This window comes from Geobacillus sp. B4113_201601 (assembly GCF_001587475.1).
Taxonomy (GTDB): Bacteria; Bacillota; Bacilli; order Bacillales; family Anoxybacillaceae; genus Geobacillus; species Geobacillus icigianus.
Genome location: NZ_LQYX01000071.1, coordinates 21056 through 37282 on the forward strand (window position 1 = coordinate 21056; position 16227 = coordinate 37282).

15 protein-coding genes and 4 pseudogenes are annotated in these 16227 nt (G+C 47.3%); 13 read left to right on the plus strand and 6 right to left on the minus strand.

Annotation, left to right across the window (positions count from 1 at the left end):
* The first annotated feature begins 4 nt into the window (after window positions 1-4).
* The 6 genes and pseudogenes from B4113_RS08555 to B4113_RS08575 all read left to right on the plus strand — a co-directional run.
* Entirely contained in the window at window positions 5-1741 is a 1737-nt protein-coding gene (locus tag B4113_RS08555; protein ID WP_033844432.1) for a hydantoinase B/oxoprolinase family protein, read from the plus strand.
* Window positions 1742-1760: 19 nt separating this feature from the next.
* Window positions 1761-2096 carry a cupin domain-containing protein gene (locus B4113_RS08560; protein ID WP_033844431.1) on the plus strand — a complete coding sequence of 112 codons (336 nt, stop codon included), beginning with the start codon at window positions 1761-1763 and terminating at the stop codon, window positions 2094-2096.
* A gap of 133 nt (window positions 2097-2229) precedes the next feature.
* Complete coding sequence (locus B4113_RS21180) at window positions 2230-2319, plus strand: hypothetical protein (RefSeq protein ID WP_369802242.1); 90 nt, start codon at window positions 2230-2232, stop codon at window positions 2317-2319.
* Window positions 2313-2714 (plus strand): annotated as a pseudogene (locus B4113_RS08565) (M24 family metallopeptidase); the annotation flags it as partial. The gene B4113_RS21180 and the pseudogene B4113_RS08565, both read left to right, overlap by 7 nt.
* Window positions 2715-2794: 80 nt before the next feature.
* A pseudogene (pruA, locus tag B4113_RS08570) lies at window positions 2795-4341 on the plus strand (L-glutamate gamma-semialdehyde dehydrogenase).
* 18 nt (window positions 4342-4359) lie between these two features.
* A pseudogene (locus B4113_RS08575) lies at window positions 4360-4629 on the plus strand (proline dehydrogenase); the annotation flags it as partial.
* Between the two features lie 164 nt (window positions 4630-4793).
* On the opposite strand, the pseudogene B4113_RS19515 reads toward B4113_RS08575, so the two are convergent.
* The 3 genes and pseudogenes from B4113_RS19515 to B4113_RS08585 all read right to left on the minus strand — a co-directional run.
* Window positions 4794-5033: pseudogene (locus B4113_RS19515) on the minus strand (hypothetical protein); the annotation flags it as partial.
* A gap of 321 nt (window positions 5034-5354) precedes the next feature.
* Window positions 5355-6257 (minus strand): class I SAM-dependent methyltransferase, encoded by a 903-nt coding sequence (locus tag B4113_RS08580; RefSeq protein ID WP_033844428.1) that lies wholly within the window; start codon window positions 6255-6257, stop codon window positions 5355-5357.
* The gene (locus tag B4113_RS08585; RefSeq protein WP_033844427.1) at window positions 6254-6880 is read right to left on the minus strand and encodes a TetR/AcrR family transcriptional regulator; all 627 of its coding nucleotides are present in this window, start codon (window positions 6878-6880) and stop codon (window positions 6254-6256) included. The genes B4113_RS08580 and B4113_RS08585 overlap by 4 nt, the downstream gene beginning before the upstream one ends.
* A gap of 217 nt (window positions 6881-7097) precedes the next feature.
* Here B4113_RS08585 and B4113_RS08590 point away from each other — a divergent pair, with 217 nt between their 5' ends.
* Both B4113_RS08590 and B4113_RS08595 read left to right on the plus strand, forming a co-directional pair.
* Window positions 7098-8345, plus strand: coding sequence for an RNA-guided endonuclease TnpB family protein (locus B4113_RS08590; protein ID WP_033844426.1), 1248 nt, complete (start codon window positions 7098-7100; stop codon window positions 8343-8345).
* 108 nt (window positions 8346-8453) lie between these two features.
* Window positions 8454-9008 carry a GNAT family N-acetyltransferase gene (locus B4113_RS08595; RefSeq protein ID WP_031407497.1) on the plus strand — a complete coding sequence of 185 codons (555 nt, stop codon included), beginning with the start codon at window positions 8454-8456 and terminating at the stop codon, window positions 9006-9008.
* Between the two features lie 65 nt (window positions 9009-9073).
* Here the strand turns inward: B4113_RS08595 and B4113_RS08600 are convergent, their stop codons facing one another.
* Window positions 9074-9700: a LysE family translocator gene (locus tag B4113_RS08600; RefSeq protein WP_033844422.1), complete on the minus strand. Its 627-nt coding sequence runs from the start codon at window positions 9698-9700 to the stop codon at window positions 9074-9076.
* A 360-nt stretch (window positions 9701-10060) separates the two neighbouring features.
* On the opposite strand from B4113_RS08600, the gene B4113_RS08605 reads away from it, so the two are divergent.
* From B4113_RS08605 to B4113_RS08620, 4 genes are all read left to right on the plus strand, one after another.
* Window positions 10061-10984 carry an ABC transporter substrate-binding protein gene (locus tag B4113_RS08605; protein WP_033017915.1) on the plus strand — a complete coding sequence of 308 codons (924 nt, stop codon included), beginning with the start codon at window positions 10061-10063 and terminating at the stop codon, window positions 10982-10984.
* Between the two features lie 116 nt (window positions 10985-11100).
* Window positions 11101-12141 (plus strand): iron ABC transporter permease, encoded by a 1041-nt coding sequence (locus B4113_RS08610; RefSeq protein ID WP_033844417.1) that lies wholly within the window; start codon window positions 11101-11103, stop codon window positions 12139-12141.
* The gene (locus B4113_RS08615) at window positions 12125-12961 is read left to right on the plus strand and encodes an ABC transporter ATP-binding protein (protein ID WP_051962740.1); all 837 of its coding nucleotides are present in this window, start codon (window positions 12125-12127) and stop codon (window positions 12959-12961) included. The genes B4113_RS08610 and B4113_RS08615 overlap by 17 nt, the downstream gene beginning before the upstream one ends.
* A 65-nt stretch (window positions 12962-13026) precedes the next feature.
* Window positions 13027-13347: an antibiotic biosynthesis monooxygenase gene (locus tag B4113_RS08620; protein WP_231559855.1), complete on the plus strand. Its 321-nt coding sequence runs from the start codon at window positions 13027-13029 to the stop codon at window positions 13345-13347.
* Between the two features lie 119 nt (window positions 13348-13466).
* Here B4113_RS08620 and B4113_RS08625 read toward each other — a convergent pair whose 3' ends face one another.
* Complete coding sequence (locus B4113_RS08625; RefSeq protein WP_033844416.1) at window positions 13467-14417, minus strand: cation diffusion facilitator family transporter; 951 nt, start codon at window positions 14415-14417, stop codon at window positions 13467-13469.
* Window positions 14418-14480: 63 nt separating this feature from the next.
* Here B4113_RS08625 and B4113_RS19520 point away from each other — a divergent pair, with 63 nt between their 5' ends.
* Entirely contained in the window at window positions 14481-14663 is a 183-nt protein-coding gene (locus B4113_RS19520) for a hypothetical protein (protein WP_033844415.1), read from the plus strand.
* A gap of 638 nt (window positions 14664-15301) precedes the next feature.
* On the opposite strand, the gene B4113_RS08630 is transcribed toward B4113_RS19520, so the two are convergent.
* Complete coding sequence (locus B4113_RS08630) at window positions 15302-16111, minus strand: yteA family sporulation protein (protein ID WP_033844413.1); 810 nt, start codon at window positions 16109-16111, stop codon at window positions 15302-15304.
* Window positions 16112-16227 lie beyond the last annotated feature (116 nt).

Consider the following 16227-nt stretch of genomic DNA (forward strand, 5'->3'; position numbering starts at 1 on the left):
CATAATGGAAACAAAAGTGAAATACGATCAATTTACACTTGAGATCGTCAAAGATTCGTTGATTGCCATCGGTGAAGAGATGTTCCATACGTTGGCGAGGACATCGATGAGCCCGATTATTTATGAAGTTCTCGACTTCGCCAGTGGGTTGACTGATGCCAAAGGACAACTATTGACGCAAGGGAATGGGGTCACCGGGTTTATCGGAATGTTAACGTTTATGGTTAAACAAACGTTAGAGAAGTTTGGCAAAGAGGGAGACTTAAAGCCCGGGGATATCATCATTATCAACGATCCATACGGCGGCGGAGGCTCTCATTTGTCTGACGTAGGGTTGGTCATGCCGATCTTCTACGATGGAGAGCTGGTGGCGTTCTCAGCCAATAAAGCGCACTGGACCGAGGTCGGCGGCAAAGATCCAGGTTCGTGGACAACAGATTCGACGGAGATTTTCCAAGAGGGGCTTCAATTCCCATGCATCAAATTGTTCGATGAAGGGAAACTGAATCAGCCTCTCGTGGATATGATTGCTGCCAACGTGCGCTTTCCAGACTTATCCCTTGGGGATATGTGGGCTCAAGTTGCGGCGTTGCGCACGGGGGAAAAACGATTCCGTGAGCTGTGCGACAAGTATGGCAAAGAGGTGGTCATGGATTCCATCGATCATCTGCTAAAACATGGGGAGCAACTTGCCCTGAAAGAAATTGCGAAACTGCCCAAAGGGACATTCGAGGCGGTGGACTTTATCGATGATGATGGTCTCGGAAATGGGCCGTTTAAAGTTCAAGTAAAGGTGACGATCACCGATGATGAGTTCATTTGCGATTTCCGCGGAAGCCATCCGCAAGTGCTTGGTCCGGTGAACTGCTCATATACGGCGCTTGTTTCTGCCGTTCGGACGATTTTCTTGGCTGTTACCAATCCGTCTCAAGACGTCAATGATGGGGTTTTTCGTCCCCTGAAAGTCATCGCGGATGACCGCTCGATTTTCTCAGCAGAGAGGCCGGCTGCTGTATCGACATATTGGGAAACGATGCTTTATGGAGCTGATCTAGTATGGAAGGCTCTGGCTCCTGTTGTTCCCCATCGCTTGAACGCTGGGCATTTGCTGTCTGTATGCGGCATCGTTCTGTCCGGTGTACATCATGACACGAACGAGCCATTCTTAATTGTCGAGCCTTCTGCCGGCGGCTGGGGAGCAGGAGAAGGATTGGATGGAGCGTCGGGGCAATTTTGCATTGGCGACGGTGAGACGTACAACGTGCCAGTCGAGGTAGCGGAAACGCGGTATGGAGTAATGATTGACGAATATAGTTTGAGAACGGACGGAGCCGGAGCTGGGGAATTCCGAGGAGGATGCGGCGTCATTCGTGCATATAGAGCCATGACCGACGGCCAAACGATTACAGCCACGTTTGGGCGCCACAAGTTTCTGCCTTGGGGATTCAATGGTGGACACGATGGATCGCGCAATGAGGTGGTCATTGTAAAAGCAAATGGAGAGGTAGTCGGACCATTTGGAAAATGTGCGCGTTTCCCGCTCAATAAGGGGGATGTCGTCCGATTGATTACAGCTACCGGAGGCGGATACGGAGATCCTCTCCAACGGCCAGCGGAGAAGGTCGCTTGGGATGCAAAGAATGGATATATTTCCATTGAACAAGCCAAAGACATCTACGGTGTCATTTTAAATCCGGAAACGTTTGAAGTTGAGGGATTGACACCAGCGCGTAGAAAATAAAGGGAGAGACTTTCGAACGATGATTATAGTGAACGCAGATTTAGTCCAATCTGACAACCGGCCAGCTGTATTGCTGAAGACGTTATTTTCAGAAAAGGATTTGGATGGTGGCAGAGCTAAATTCGGTGTGATCACTATCCCGCCGAAAACGAGAGTTCCGTTGCACGGGATGGGTTCTCATGAAGAGGACGAATACTCCATTGTTATCAAAGGATCGATCATTGCGGGAAGCAATCATCAAGAGTATCGAATGAATGTTGGGGATGCATCGTTGATTCCCGCGGGAGAGGAACACTGGGCTTATAACGACGGGGATGAAGAATGCCAGATTGTCTGGGTTCTTGTCAAACGGTAGACGCTGTTTAGGGGTTGTCGTCTTCGTAGACAGCCCCTTTTAACTCTTTTGGGGCAGGAGTGATATATATGGATGTACATATTCAACGAATCAAAAAACGCAAACTATTTTGGAAAATAACGGTTGGGAGGCGTTGGTTGCTTCCTCCCCATCTAATTTTTTCTATTTTACAGGGAGCTGGCTTGATTCCCATGAACGTCTTCAAGCTATCGTTCCGGTATAACACGAACCGTTGTAATTGGGGAACCAACAGAGGAAATGGCAAAAGTATATGAGATTGTGTGTAAAGCCCAGGATGAAGCTGTTAAAGCGATCAAACCTGGAGTTCCAATGAAGCTGATTGACCAAGTGGCTTGTAGCATCATCTCAGAGGCAGGGTATGGGGAAATGTTTACGCATCGAACCGGTCATGGATTAGGTATTGAAGTTCATGAGGAACCGTATTTGATGTCAAGTAATGAACGACCTTTGGAAGAAGGAATGGTTGCAAGTGTAGAGCCCGGTATCTATTTGACGGGAAAGTTTGGTGTAAGAATTGAAGACATTGTTGTTGTAACGTCCAATGGCGCGGAAAGGCTCAACCACTTTTCAAGGGATTTGATCAAAATAAAATGCTAGACATCATTGATTGACTGATGGAGAAGTAGTTTGCCAAACGTTTTGGAGCGTAAATCACTTTAAAGAAAGGACAGATTCACATGTTTACACCTTATCAACACGAGCCGTTAACAGATTTTACTGTAGAGAAGAACCAACAGGCTTTCCAAATGGCATTGGAGGAAGTCAGCAATCATTTGGGGAAAGAGTATTCGCTTGTCATTGGAGGGAAGCGGATTACGACAACGGAGAAAGTCGTTTCCATCAATCCGGCAAATAAAGAAGAAATCGTGGGGATTGTTTCCAAAGCGGACAAACGACTGGCCGATCAGGCGATGGAGGCCGCTCTCAAGGCGTTTGAAACGTGGAGAAAAGAAAAACCGGAAGCGCGTGCCCATATTTTATTCCGAGCAGCTGCGATTCTTCGTAGAAGGAGGCATGAATTTTCCGCTTACTTAGTGAAAGAAGTGGGGAAACCGTGGAAAGAGGCAGATGCCGATACAGCCGAAGCAATTGATTTTCTCGAATATTACGGGCGGCAAATGATTACTTTGCAACATGGCGTCCCTGTATTGAGCCGTCCAAGCGAACGGAATACATTTCACTATATTCCATTGGGCGTCGGTTTAGTCATTTCTCCGTTTAATTTTCCGCTCGCCATTATGGCAGGCACCACGGTTGCTGCCATCGTGACAGGAAACACCGTTATTCTCCGTCCATCCGATCGAGCCCCGATCGTAGCGGCAAATTTGTTGAAGTAATGGAGGAGGCCGGACTTCCTCCAGGTGTATTGAATTATTTGTCGGGCGGCGAGGCGGAGGTTGGAGAGTACCTTGTCGAGCATCCAAAAACGAGATTTATTTCGTTCACCGGTTCTCGCGCCGTTGGTTGCCGCATTTACGAACGAGCGGCGATTGTTCAGTCTGGACAAAAATGGCTAAAACGAGTCATCGCTGAAATGGGAGGAAAAGATGCAATTATTGTTGATAAAGATGCAGACTTAGAATTAGCCGCACAATCGATTGTCGTTTCGGCATTTGGATTTTCCGGTCAAAAATGTTCGGCGTGTTCTCGTGTCATCGTATTGGAAGATGTGTACGAGCAAGTACTAAACCGCGTTGTGGAATTGACAAAACAACTCATTGTCGGAGACCCGGAAAAACCAAGTACTTTCATGGGACCAGTTATTGATGAGACTGCATATAACAAAGTGATGCATTACATTGATATCGGCAAACAAGAAGGGAAACTGATGACAGGCGGTGAGGGCGATAGTTCAAAGGGGTTTTTCATTCAGCCGACGGTGTTTGCCAATGTTGATCCGAATGCACGCATCATGCAAGAGGAAATTTTCGGTCCGGTCGTGGCGTTTACGAAGGCAAAAGACTTCGATCATGCGCTGGATATTGCGAATAACACGGAATACGGTTTAACAGGTGCAGTTATCTCACGAAATCGGTCCAACCTTGAAAAAGCGCGGGAGGAGTTTCATGTTGGCAATCTTTACTTCAACCGCGGTTGCACCGGCGCCATCGTCGGCTATCAGCCGTTCGGAGGGTTCAATATGTCCGGCACCGATTCAAAAGCTGGCGGCCCTGACTATTTGCTCCTTCATATGCAAGCCAAGACGGTAAGCGAAGCGTTTTAAATTTAAGGAGGGTAGAGGATGTTAGCAGAAATATCGAAAAATATTTTCCTATACGCTTCGCAGAACAAAACATTAAACAAAGCGGCTAAAAGATGGGGACTTCGATTCGGCGCTTCGCAAGTCGTCGCTGGTGAAACAATAGAAAGCACCATTGTAAAAGTAAAAGAATTGAACGAAAGAGGGCTTGTCTGTACACTAGATCATTTAGGGGAGTTTGTTTCAAATCGAGAAGAAGCATTAGAGGCAACGCAGTACAACATTCAGACACTTGAAGCTGTTTCGTTTGCTTTAAAAGGGTTGTTACCAAAATGAGGGGTATTATCCATAAAATACACCTGACAAACAATTCGTTTTTTGATCAAGTGCCCAAAAAATGCGGAATTTCCTGTATAGTTAAAGGTGTCCAAGCTATCAACTATAGTAAGGAAATTCCACATGCGCTCCCCCGTTCATCAAAGATTTGATTGCTTTACTAAACTTTTTGGTTCAGGGAGAACGTAAAGAGGCAGTGCGATCCAATCGCGCAAGCATTTGGCGAGCACCATGCTGTAAACGGCTTCGTTGTCTCCATAGGCATAGACGAAATAGCAATTTGGGTATTCGTCATACACACCGATGATCGGCAGGCCGTCGTGCGTGCCGGCGTAGTAGGCGCCCAAGTAAAATTCCAGTTGGACGGCGATGGTAGGGAAGCGCTGCTAGAATGCAGATGAGGATCGTTGCGATGAAAAAAGAGATCGCGGGCTTGGAAGCATGAGCGGAAGGAGGGTTTGTTTTTCCACCGGCTGCCTTGGATTGGAATGAAGTGGGCAACGGTTGTCAATCAGCCAATCGATCAGATGATCCCATGAAATGAAGGAGAGGGACGCATTCAAGAAATGATTTGCTATCCGGTTCAACCGTTCCGCTGAAAAAATGCTAAAAGTGAACGTTGATGGATGATGATATGGTAGCCGAAGCCATGAATTTTTGGGTCAGACAAGACCGGGAAGGCCTCTGGCCTCTCCCGGATGTTATTTGCGCACCGCATGGACATAATGGACATGTTCAAACGCTGTCAGATCGTCGTTTCGGTTCGAGAAAAATTCCGCTTGGATTTGTTCCGGCGATACGTGTTCGAAAATGAAGAGACGGTGATGTTGCAGCTGTTTCTCAAGTTCCTCCAGCGAATATGCCGCTTTCATCGGCTCACCGCTTTGCCGGGCGAGGGCGAGCGTGTTTTGCACCCGCTTGACGGGGGAGGCAAACAGCTGCTCATCAGCAAAATCAAACACGATGGAGCTGCCCTCTGTCATCAATGGAGCGAGTTGGTGCAAAAGACGATAGAAGTGCTCTTTTTCCAGATAATATGAGACGCCAAGCAGGCTGAACACCGTTTTTTCACTTGGGCGAAAGCCGGCTGCGAGCAATCGAGGAGCCACGTCATCCTTGATAAAATCGGCGGCGACCAGTTGCAAGCCGCTCGGCATATTCCAGCTGGCCATGTGGAGGCGTTCGCGCTTGAATTGCTGCGTGTTGGGATGGTCGACTTCGAATATCGTCAGGCCCCTGTGTGGATGGCGGAAGGCGAACGTATCCAGCCCTGCTCCTAACATGACATATTGCGTCGCGCCGAGCCGTTTTTCGTGTTGGACGATCCGTTCGGTATAGGCAGCGCGAGCGAGCGGAGTCGGAGCGAGCTGCGTTTGGACGATCCATTTCACTTTCTCTTCGTCCGATGAGAATGCATCAAGCCGCTCGGGGGGAAAAAATCCCAAGCCGTTGGCGAGAAAGGTTTGGATTTGTTTGTATTCTTCATCCGTGATCAGCTGTCTGGCCATATCGTCACGAAAAATGACAGGCGTGTCATGTTCCGTATGATAAGCGCGGACGAAACAGGACATCAATGCGGTCATGCTCGGTTCATTTGGTTTCATAGCAACGACTCCTTTGCGAGGCTATTGAAAATCATCTTCTGGCCGTAGGCAAAAAACTGCTCTTTCGTCTTGCCGAGTGTCGGCAGCAAAAACGATCCTTTTGTTTCGACAAGGTCAAACAACGCATGCAGTTGTGCAGAAAACACGTACACGGCCATCATGACGTCTGCGGTTTCACGGACAACGCCTTCTGCGATGCCTTGCTCGATCCAGCGCGCGAGGGCGTCATTGATGTCCGTTCCTAAAGAGAAAATAGCTTCCATGGTGGGTGTCACTGCGCCCAACGATGGCGGGCGAAACTCGCGGACGGCGCGCGCCGAAATGGGACAGTGTTCGTAGTAAGCGCGCATCGCCGCACAAATGTGCTCGTACTTGGCCAAAAACGGCTGCTCGGCTTGCACGATGTCGGTGAGACGATCACGCAACTGTTCGAGACCATTCACGACAATGTAGTACAAAATCTCCTCCTTCGTGGCAAAGTAGCGGTACACCGTGCGGCGGCTGTATCCCGATGCCGCACAAATATCGCTGATCGACGTGCCGTTAAACCCACGTTCGAGAAACAGCTGCTCAGCCGCTTGAGCAATCGTTTGTTTGTGCACAGCAGCGATATGTTCTTTCATGGTGGATACCCCTAGTATCAAAAGTATACTACGAGTATACTCTTTGTTTTTCTGGTCGTCAAGCAGATTTTTTATCTTAATTAGGCGAGAAGAGACTCCCACTTCAACGAAGCGAAGCGGAGTAAGTGGGAGATGAATCGCCTTAACTATATTTTACTGAAAATAGTATAGATTCAGTAAAATTATAGTATCATATAGTTAGATGGGAGGTGAAAACATGTATTTTTGTATCAAGCAACAGCTAAATGGTTTGACCAAAGAAGAATACTTGACTCTTCGAGAACTGTGCCATATTGCCAAGAACATGTACAACGTCGGATTGTACAATGTCAGACAATACTATTTTGAACACAAGGAATTTCTTAATTATGAGAAAAACGATCATCTTGCAAAAACTAACGAAAACTATAAGCTGTTAAACAGCAACATGGCACAGCAAATTTTAAAAAAGGTCAATGAAGCCTTTAAATCTTTCTTTGGTTTGATCAGTCTTGCCAAACGAGGAAAATATGACTACAAGGCTATCAGTATTCCAAAATATCTTAAAAAAGATGGCTTTCATTCACTGATCATTGGCCAGATTCGTATAGACGGCAACAAATTCACGATACCGTATTCTCGCCTATTTAAAAAGACTCACAAGCCTATCACGATAACGATTCCGCCTGTGTTGCTGGACAAAAAGATTAAGCAGATTGAAATCATTCCTAAGCATCATGCCAGGTTCTTTGAGATTCAGTACAAATATGAAATGCCTGAAGATCAAAGAGAATTAAATGACCAAAAAGCACTGGCCATTGATTTAGGATTAAACAATCTTGCCACTTGTGTCACATCAGACGGCAGATCATTCATCATTGATGGGCGGAGATTAAAAAGTATAAATCAATGGTTTAACAAAGAAAATGCCAGACTTCAAAGCATGAAAGATAAGCAAAAAATCAAAGGCACGACTCGTAAACAGGCGTTGCTTGCTATGAATCGCAATAATAAAGTGAATGATTATATCAACAAGACTTGCCGTTACATCATTAACTACTGTATTGAAAATCAAATTGGCAAACTTGTCATTGGCTATGCTGAGACATTGCAACGCAATATTAATCTAGGAAAAAAGACAAATCAAAACTTTGTCAATATTCCTCTCGGTAACATAAAAGAAAAACTAGAATATCTTTGTGAATTTTACGGCATTGAATTCTTTAAACAGGAAGAATCATATACGTCTCAAGCCAGCTTTTTTGACGGCGATGAGATTCCTGAATATAATGCCGACAATCCAAAAGAATATAAGTTCAGCGGCAAACGTATTAAGCGCGGCTTGTATCGAACAAAGTCTGGCAAACTAATTAATGCTGATGTCAATGGCGCATTAAACATCTTAAAGAAAAGTAAAGCTGTAGACCTGAGTGTCTTATGCTCTAGCGGCGAAGTGGACACGCCTCAAAGAATAAGGATTGCTTGAAGCAGTCAAACTTCTTTGGAAGCCTCCACTTCAAATTTTCGCTAGAAAATTAAGTGGGGGTCGTTCACTCACAAGTGAGCAACCAGAACAATGCAAGGAGGGATCGTTATGGGAAACATCCAGCCAAGGCGGTTGGTGACGGCAAGCGGCCAACCGATTGTTATACGGACGGCATGGCCCGAGGATGCCGAGCGGATCGTTGCGTTTGTGAAGGCGGTGGCGGCGGAAGCGTCGTATTTGCTGACGACGGCATCGGAAGTAACAATCACGAGCGAGCAGCAAAAACAATGGTTGCAACAAATGATGGATGATCCCGGAAAGCTGGCGATTGTCGCCGAGCAGGAAGGGGATATCATCGGGTTTTTGGATTTTCATAACGGTAATAAGCAACGGACGAAGCACCAAGGGGCTTTTGGTATGAGCGTGAAAAACAGCTTTCGGGGCCAAGGGGTCGGCAAGGCGCTGCTTGCGACGCTTCTTGAGTGGGCAACGGAACATCCGTTTATTGAAAAAGTTTGCCTCGAAGTCGTCGCTGACAACACGAACGCGATTCGATTGTATCAAAAGTTTGGATTTGTGGAAGAAGGGGTGAAGAAAAACGCGGCGAAAATCGATGACAAGACGTATTGGGATTTGCTTTTGATGGCCCGCTTTGTCAACTAGGTGTGCAGCTGCTAAAAAATCTTAAGCAGGCTGAAAAAACAGCCCGCTCGTTTCGTTTTCGGCCGCTACGGTCGCTCGCTGAAGGCGATTTGGATGCCGATGGCGGCGAACAGGATGCCTTTAAGCCACTGGATTTGCCGAGCGATTCGTTCGTTCGACAGCAGCCAGTGGCGGAGTTTTTCCGCGCCGATGCTCACCAAGGTGAACACGGCGAGCGCCTGAATGAGGAAGACGGCGCCAAGAAGCAACATCTGTTGCGGCACGCGGCCCGCTGATGGATCAACGAACTGCGGCAGGAGCGCCAAAAAGAAGAGCGACACTTTCGGATTGAGCACGTTCATCAAGATGCCTTTTTTGTACAGCGATCTCAAGGCGAGCTGCTCTTGACGCCCGAGTGCTAGGCCAGCGTCTTTTTCGTGGAACGCCTGCCATGCCAAGTACAGCAAATACCCGGCCCCTGCGTATTTGACGACGGCAAAGGCCAAGGCCGACTGATAAATGATGGCTGAGACGCCAAACGTGGCGGCACTGATATGGACAAGCAGGCCGGTGCACAGCCCGAGTGCGGTGGCGATGCCCGCCTGTTTGCCCTGGGACAGGCTTTGGGCGATGACGAACAAAATGTCCGGGCCTGGGGCTAACGTAAGCAAAACAGCGACGCTGAAAAACGAGAAGATTGTTCCGATTTCCATAAGTTTTCCCTTCCTTTCTCAGTTGATATCTGTATCGTTGTATTCGCTCTTGCTTTCCTTTCTTCCTTTTAGAGACCTTGATTTGACGGGAATGAAAGTGGGCAGATAAAAAATTGGCTATTCATCAAAAGTTGTTCTTGATTTTTTATTGCATTCTTGGCGTATGCGTCCAAGAAGGGACAGGAAACGCCTACACTTGCTCAGCGGAATGGACCGTCTATTAAGTCGCGTTCTGGTGTTGAACCAAAAATTTTTTGTTTTGCAAATTTTTATTGACAAGAATAATCATTATCAATTAATATCATTTATGTAAGTGTTAATGATAATAATAATCAAAATCATTAATAGGGGGTGCTCATCATGAGACGATTCGTATCGTTGCTTCTCGTATTTTGCTTGTTGCTAGGAGGATTGGCAGCCTATTCAGGAAGTGTCCATGCAGCAGACAAAAGTGTCAAGGTCAAAGACTTGGCAGGGAGAATCGTGAAATTCAAGAGCGTGCCAAAACGAGTGGTAGTATTAGGAAGCGGTGATTTAAACACTCTTCAAGCCTTAGGGATTTCTGTCGTAGGAAGGCCGACAACCAACGTCCCGGTTGCACGCTCACTGAAAAGAATTCCTGAAGTTGGAAATATCCACCAGCCAAATTTCGAGAAGATTGTGAGTCTCAAGCCCGATGTAATCATCGCTTCCAAATCATTTCAAAGCTATTTGAAAAAGACTGAATCTCTCAAATTGAAAGTGGTGCTGACATCAGGCGATTCGGTCGATGATATTCGACAATCCATTATTTTATTAGGAAATCTGTTTGGAAAATCGTCTAAGGCAAAAGCGCTTGTCAGTGGAATTGATAAAAAAATCAAGACATACAGCAAGTCCAAAACAAAAGTTCGGGCATTGATTGTTTTTGGAGCAGGAGTCACTTCTTTGGCAGCATTACCGAACTCTTATGCTGGCGATGTGTTGAAAAAGGCTGGCGGTGAAAACGTTGCTGCTCAGTTTCCAAAAATCAAAGAGTATCCCGGTTACGCTTCCCTGAGCAGCGAGCGCATTATCCAGAGTGATCCGGACGTGATTTTTATAATTGCTCATGGCAATCAGGCGCAAGTGAAAAAAGAATTCATGAAGTTATTATCAACAAGTGCATGGAAAAACTTGCGGGCAGTCAAAAATAACAGAGTGGTTTTCCTCCCTAATTCATTGTTTGCTGCCAATCCTGGAGTGAACGTCGGAAAAGCGTTAGAGTACATGAATAAAGAATTACGAAAAGTAAAAGTGAAGTAATGGTCTTTTTGAATCGTTTCTTCCATTACCACAACAGCTAGTAAAAGAAGAAGAGGCGGAGGGATTGGTTTCAGCTTGTTTCCCTAGCTGAAAGGGAAAAAGGCGGTGATTTAACAATGGATAGGCAAGTCATGGCTGTGGGAGCAAAGCGGCATCCATACTATCGGCGCAGAGTTTTAACATTGATGGTCTTACTTGTGTTCCTTTTTTCTGTATTTGTTTATTCAATTATTACAGGAAGTGTCAAACTCAGCTTAGTGCAAGTATGGGATTGCTTAATTGAACGAAAACACACTCCTAACGAAACGATCGTTTGGGACTTGCGTTTGCCACGGACAATTGTCGGCATGATTGTCGGAATGTGTTTGGCTGTCGCAGGGACGATTATGCAAGGGGTGATGAGAAATCCGCTGGCTGATCCGGGGATTATCGGTGTGTCATCAGGTGCTGCGTTGATGGCTGTAACGATTACAATTGTATTTCCTGAACATTTAGCTGTGCTGCCGATTGCGGCATTTGTAGGCGGGTTTATCACAGCCATGATAGTGTACGCTTTATCGTGGCAAGCGAAGGGAACATCGATTGGACGGATCGTGCTAGTAGGCGTGGCGATCAACGCGGTGGTAGGAGCGACGATGAGCGCCATTATGCTGTTATACAGCGATCGGGTTGAAGCAGTACTGCCATGGATGACTGGGGTCATCAGCGGCGCTACCATGGAGCAAGCGAAATTGTTGTTGATGTATGGAGTTCCGGGCTTGCTTCTTTCTTTACTGGCTATCAAACCCATTCGCTTACTGCGATTGGGAGACGATATGGCGAAGCTGTTAGGTCATCATGTCGAATGGTCTCGGTTCTTCTTAATTGTTGTCAGCGCATTGCTCACTGGAATTGCTGTCAGCGTATCGGGAATGGTCGGATTTATCGGTTTGGTCATTCCACATATTGTCCGAATGATTGTTGGCGATGATGAACGAGTGGTTTTGCCTTTTTCGGCACTAGCTGGAGGAGGGTTTCTTGTCTTGGCAGATACATTGGCGCGCAGTTGGTTTGATCCAGTCGAACTTCCGGTTGGGTTGGTCCTCTCATTTTTAGGTGGCCCGTTCTTTCTATATATCCTTTATAAAAGAGGTGGGCTCGGTGCTTTTCGTTCGTGATGTAGTCTATCGCCACTCGGATTCGTTTGCTCTTGAACATATTAATTTGGAGATTCGAGAAGGTGAAATCACTAGTATTATTGGTCCGAATGGTTCGGGGAAGTCGACATTGCTCCGCATTGTAGCCCGCCTTCTTCAGCCTTTGGAAGGAATGGTTATTTTGGATGGACGACAGCTGAAGTCGTGGGGGCAGAAAGAATTAGCACAAACGATGACGATGCTGCCACAGTTGACAAATCATTTGTTAGACATAACGGTATCGGAATTAGTAGAGTTAGGAAGATATCCTTATCAACGATGGGCAGCGAATCTCAGTCAAGAAGACCAACGGGTTATTGAATGGGCGTTGAATGTAACGAATCTTACATCATATGCCAATCGTTTTCTTCCCTCGTTGTCGGGTGGGGAGCGGCAAAGAGCTTGGATTGCGATGGCTATTGCTCAATGCCCCAAACTGCTGCTGTTGGATGAACCAACGAATCATTTGGATATCGTTCATCAGCTGGAAGTTATGGAGCTCGTTCGGCAACTCAATAAACAATGGGGAGTTACAGTTGTCATGGTGTTGCATGACATCAATCAAGCAGCTCAATACAGCGACCGAATGATTGTTGTCAAACAGGGGCGTATTGTTTATGAGGGAGCGCCGCAGCAGGTGATGTGCGAGGAAATGTTCCGAGAAGTTTTCGGAATAGATGTACACATTGTGTATGATGAGGATCATCAACCGTTTTTCTTTCCAAAAAGAAGAAGAGATGCTGCTGCCGCTAAGCAGTCGCACAGTTCCACTGTTGGCTCGGTGATTCATGGAGCCATGTGAGTAAGTAGGGAAGGTAGATCGTAATTTTTCGATGTGAAAGGAAAGTATTAGGAGGGCACGAAAGAATGACTGCAATGTATTTAGTGGCTAATGAGATTCGCGTAAAGAAAGGGTTCGCATCACAGCTGGTGAAAAGATTTGAAGAAAGAAAAGGAATTGAAAAAGCACCTGGATTTGTGCGTTTGGATATTTTGGTAAATGAACAACCAAACAATTATGATGAAGTGCGTGTTTGCACCATGTGGGAGACAAAAGATGCGTTTATTGGCTGGACAAAAAGCGAAGCATTTCGCAAAGCGCATGATCAGCGGGGAAAAGCACCGCTTGATTACGTTCTTGGGAATCAAATGTATGCCTATGAAGTGGCGCTCACATTTGGGGGATAGGTAGAAGACGGGATTGAAGAGAACATATCGCCTCCTCATCTCACTTCTCAAGCGGCTGTTCCCAAATGGTTGGGTACACCTCTTAGGAACAGCCTCCATTCATTTGGTAAGGAGCTTTATCATCTTCCTATTCTTTTTTTCTCTAAAAATGCTTTACCATAGGTTCCGTGGTCATGGAGCATTGCATGTTCGACCTGAATGGTTGCGTGTGCAATGCCATATTTCTTTTGGAGCAGTTCATTCACGGCTAAGATGACGCAAAGCGGTTGGATGTGTTCGTTGACAAACACGTGAGCCGACAGCGAGTAATGGTCGGTCGAGATGGCCCATAAATGCATATCATGCACGTCTTCGACCCCTTCGATCGTTCGGATGTCGGCGCGGATTTGTTCGAGGTCAAATCGTTCGGGCACGGCTTCCATTAAGATGAGATACGATTCGCGCATAATTTTCGCCCCGCCCGTGAAAATGATGGCGGCGATCACCAAGCTGATGATCGGGTCGAATACTGTCCAGCCGGTCCAATAAATAAGAAGCGCGGAAACGATGACACCGATCGAGCTGATTAAGTCGCCGATGAAATGCCAAAGGGCGCTCTGAACGTTCAAGTTGTCTTCCGCTTTTGTGCTTCGGCTTAAGACGATCGTCAGCGTCGCGTTGACGATGAGGCCGACGGCGGCAATCCCGAGCATGAGGCGAAACTGGATCGGCTGCGGATGGAGAAAGCGCTGAATGCCTTCCCATAAGATCCAGAGCGCAATGACGGCCAACGTTAGACCGTTCAAAAGCGAGGTGATGATTTCAAACCGCAAAAACCCAAATGTAAAACGAGGATTAGGCGGACGTGTCGCCAAGTAAAGAGCGATCATGCTCAGTCCGAGCGCCAATACGTCGGAAGCCATATGAGCAGAATCGGACAGTAAGGCAAGCGAGTTTGAAAGAATCCCCCCGGCGATCTCCACAGCGGTAAACAATATGGTCAGCGCCAGCGTCACCCAGAGCGCTTTCTTCGATTCACTCTGCGTTTTGACATGAGGAAGATGGTGAAAGTCGTACGATGCAGAAGCCATAGGCAGCCTCCTTTTTTATAATAATTATTAGTTTATATATATTATAATATAGTAAGAAGCGATGTGCAACCAAAATTTATCGACATCCGGGTGGTGATGGGGATATTTGTGGAAAAGGCCGGTGAGTTGCTCACACAACCGCTTTTCCGAATCGTTTCTCAAGTAGAAAAACTTGTGGCAGCAGCTGCTATGTTCACCGTTCAACCGTCAATCAAGGCAAACAGCGGCGTTTCACCAACCTTCTAAAAGACTGGCGATTTCGGGGAAACTGTTACTGATCTCACCCATTTCTCATTTAGAGAAACCTTGCAAAATCCGCTTTCTTTTCTGAATGAAAATGCCGCCGATTGGTGTGTGACAGCGGCGTTTCACCAGCCTTCTAAAGGGGCGGGGGTCAACGAGACAAATGGGGAAATCGACGGGCTGGGCGACCGGGAAAAACGAGTTTAACCCGTCGGTTCATGGATCAAACGACCCCGTTGGCCGAACTGACCGACCGGAAAAACGCGTTTGACTCGTCGGTCAAGGCGGTAATTCGCTCCCGCGGGATGCTGAGAGAAAAGTACGTTTAGTTAAGGGTTCTCAATCGAGAAAGATGTCGCGTTCCCCTTCTCGCGCAGAACGTTAGGTCAAAACGGAAGGTGAAAACGGTCGACATTCACCGATGGTCCGGCCCCACCTGAAAAGGTTGAAGGTGGGTGTCCTGCTTAGCTCAAGACACCCTTGTTTAGGTCAATCATCACCGTCCAGCTGGTACTCAATTTCGTGTAGGTTTATCGTTTCGTTCCGTTGCAGTATGTAGTACGGAACACGCACTTTCTCCGTTTCAAAAAAGACCAAAGTGCTGATGATCCTTTGTGTGAAGTTCATTGTTCCCGGATCGTTTAAGGAGTGGGTTCATCAAAACGTTGTTCGGATGGCCTTTCGTCATAACGGCGGTAACTGCCTGTGGACGTATACGGGTCTTTTTCGTACGCCGGCAAATCGCCGAGATTGGACATGATGCCTTCATCATCCAATTGCTGTTCGAGCTGTTCGTGTTCTCTTGTCGGGTACACGTGAACGTTTTTTCCGTACAAATCGACAGCTGCGAAGTTTTCCAAGTCCTCGACATAGCCGACGTTCTCTTCCGACTCGGCGTACACTTCGCCGTAGTAGTCAACGTTTTTGCCAAGGTCGGACGGGGTATCGGACGTGCCGTAACGGGCGACCTCCTGCCACGCATCCTCGGCATCGTAAGCGACCGACTCATCGCGGCCGTCAAAATCAAATTTGCCAAACGGCGGCATGAGCACTCCTTCCTCCAGCGGCCGTTTTTGTGAGACGGTTTGGTCCGGGCTGTGCTCCCGGCAATAAAGGGTGGTCGGCAGCGCTTCCAGTCGTTCGTACGGGATCGGCTGACCGCAGACGCGGCACGTTCCATATGTTTCCTCGTCCATGGCTTGGAGCGCCCGCTCGATGCTGCGCCATTCGCGCTCGGTATGTTCATCCAACGCCAAATCTTTTTCCCGCTCATACAGCTCGGTCGCCTCGTCGGCCGGATGATTGTCATAACTGGCCAGCTCGCCGGTGGCATCGTGGGCATGGCTGCGCATGAGGCCGAAATGGTCGTTTTGTTTCAGCCGCTCTTCGATGTCCTGTTTCATCGCGAGCAAGGTGGAGCGGAGGGCGGCCAGCTGTTCGTTCGTCAACATCGGTTGCAACTCCTTCCTTCGCCATTCGCGTTGTTCAGGCTGACGTGGCATCCGGCCGCGTTTTCTCAACCGCTTGCGAGAAACGGAGCCCATTGGAATCAAGGCGCTTCCGTGGG

Bases quoted from the DNA above. Each gene is read 5' to 3' on its own strand.
- B4113_RS08555 (WP_033844432.1), top strand. From the start codon at position 5: ATGGAAACAAAAGTGAAATACGATCAATTTACACTTGAGATCGTCAAA.
- B4113_RS08560 (WP_033844431.1), top strand. From the start codon at position 1,761: ATGATTATAGTGAACGCAGATTTAGTCCAATCTGACAACCGGCCAGCT.
- B4113_RS08580 (WP_033844428.1), bottom strand. From the start codon at position 6,257: ATGAAACCAAATGAACCGAGCATGACCGCATTGATGTCCTGTTTCGTC.
- B4113_RS08585 (WP_033844427.1), bottom strand. From the start codon at position 6,880: ATGAAAGAACATATCGCTGCTGTGCACAAACAAACGATTGCTCAAGCG.
- B4113_RS08590 (WP_033844426.1), top strand. From the start codon at position 7,098: ATGTATTTTTGTATCAAGCAACAGCTAAATGGTTTGACCAAAGAAGAA.
- B4113_RS08595 (WP_031407497.1), top strand. From the start codon at position 8,454: ATGGGAAACATCCAGCCAAGGCGGTTGGTGACGGCAAGCGGCCAACCG.
- B4113_RS08600 (WP_033844422.1), bottom strand. From the start codon at position 9,700: ATGGAAATCGGAACAATCTTCTCGTTTTTCAGCGTCGCTGTTTTGCTT.
- B4113_RS08605 (WP_033017915.1), top strand. From the start codon at position 10,061: ATGAGACGATTCGTATCGTTGCTTCTCGTATTTTGCTTGTTGCTAGGA.
- B4113_RS08610 (WP_033844417.1), top strand. From the start codon at position 11,101: ATGGATAGGCAAGTCATGGCTGTGGGAGCAAAGCGGCATCCATACTAT.
- B4113_RS08620 (WP_231559855.1), top strand. From the start codon at position 13,027: ATGACTGCAATGTATTTAGTGGCTAATGAGATTCGCGTAAAGAAAGGG.
- B4113_RS08625 (WP_033844416.1), bottom strand. From the start codon at position 14,417: ATGGCTTCTGCATCGTACGACTTTCACCATCTTCCTCATGTCAAAACG.
- B4113_RS08630 (WP_033844413.1), bottom strand. From the start codon at position 16,111: ATGTTGACGAACGAACAGCTGGCCGCCCTCCGCTCCACCTTGCTCGCG.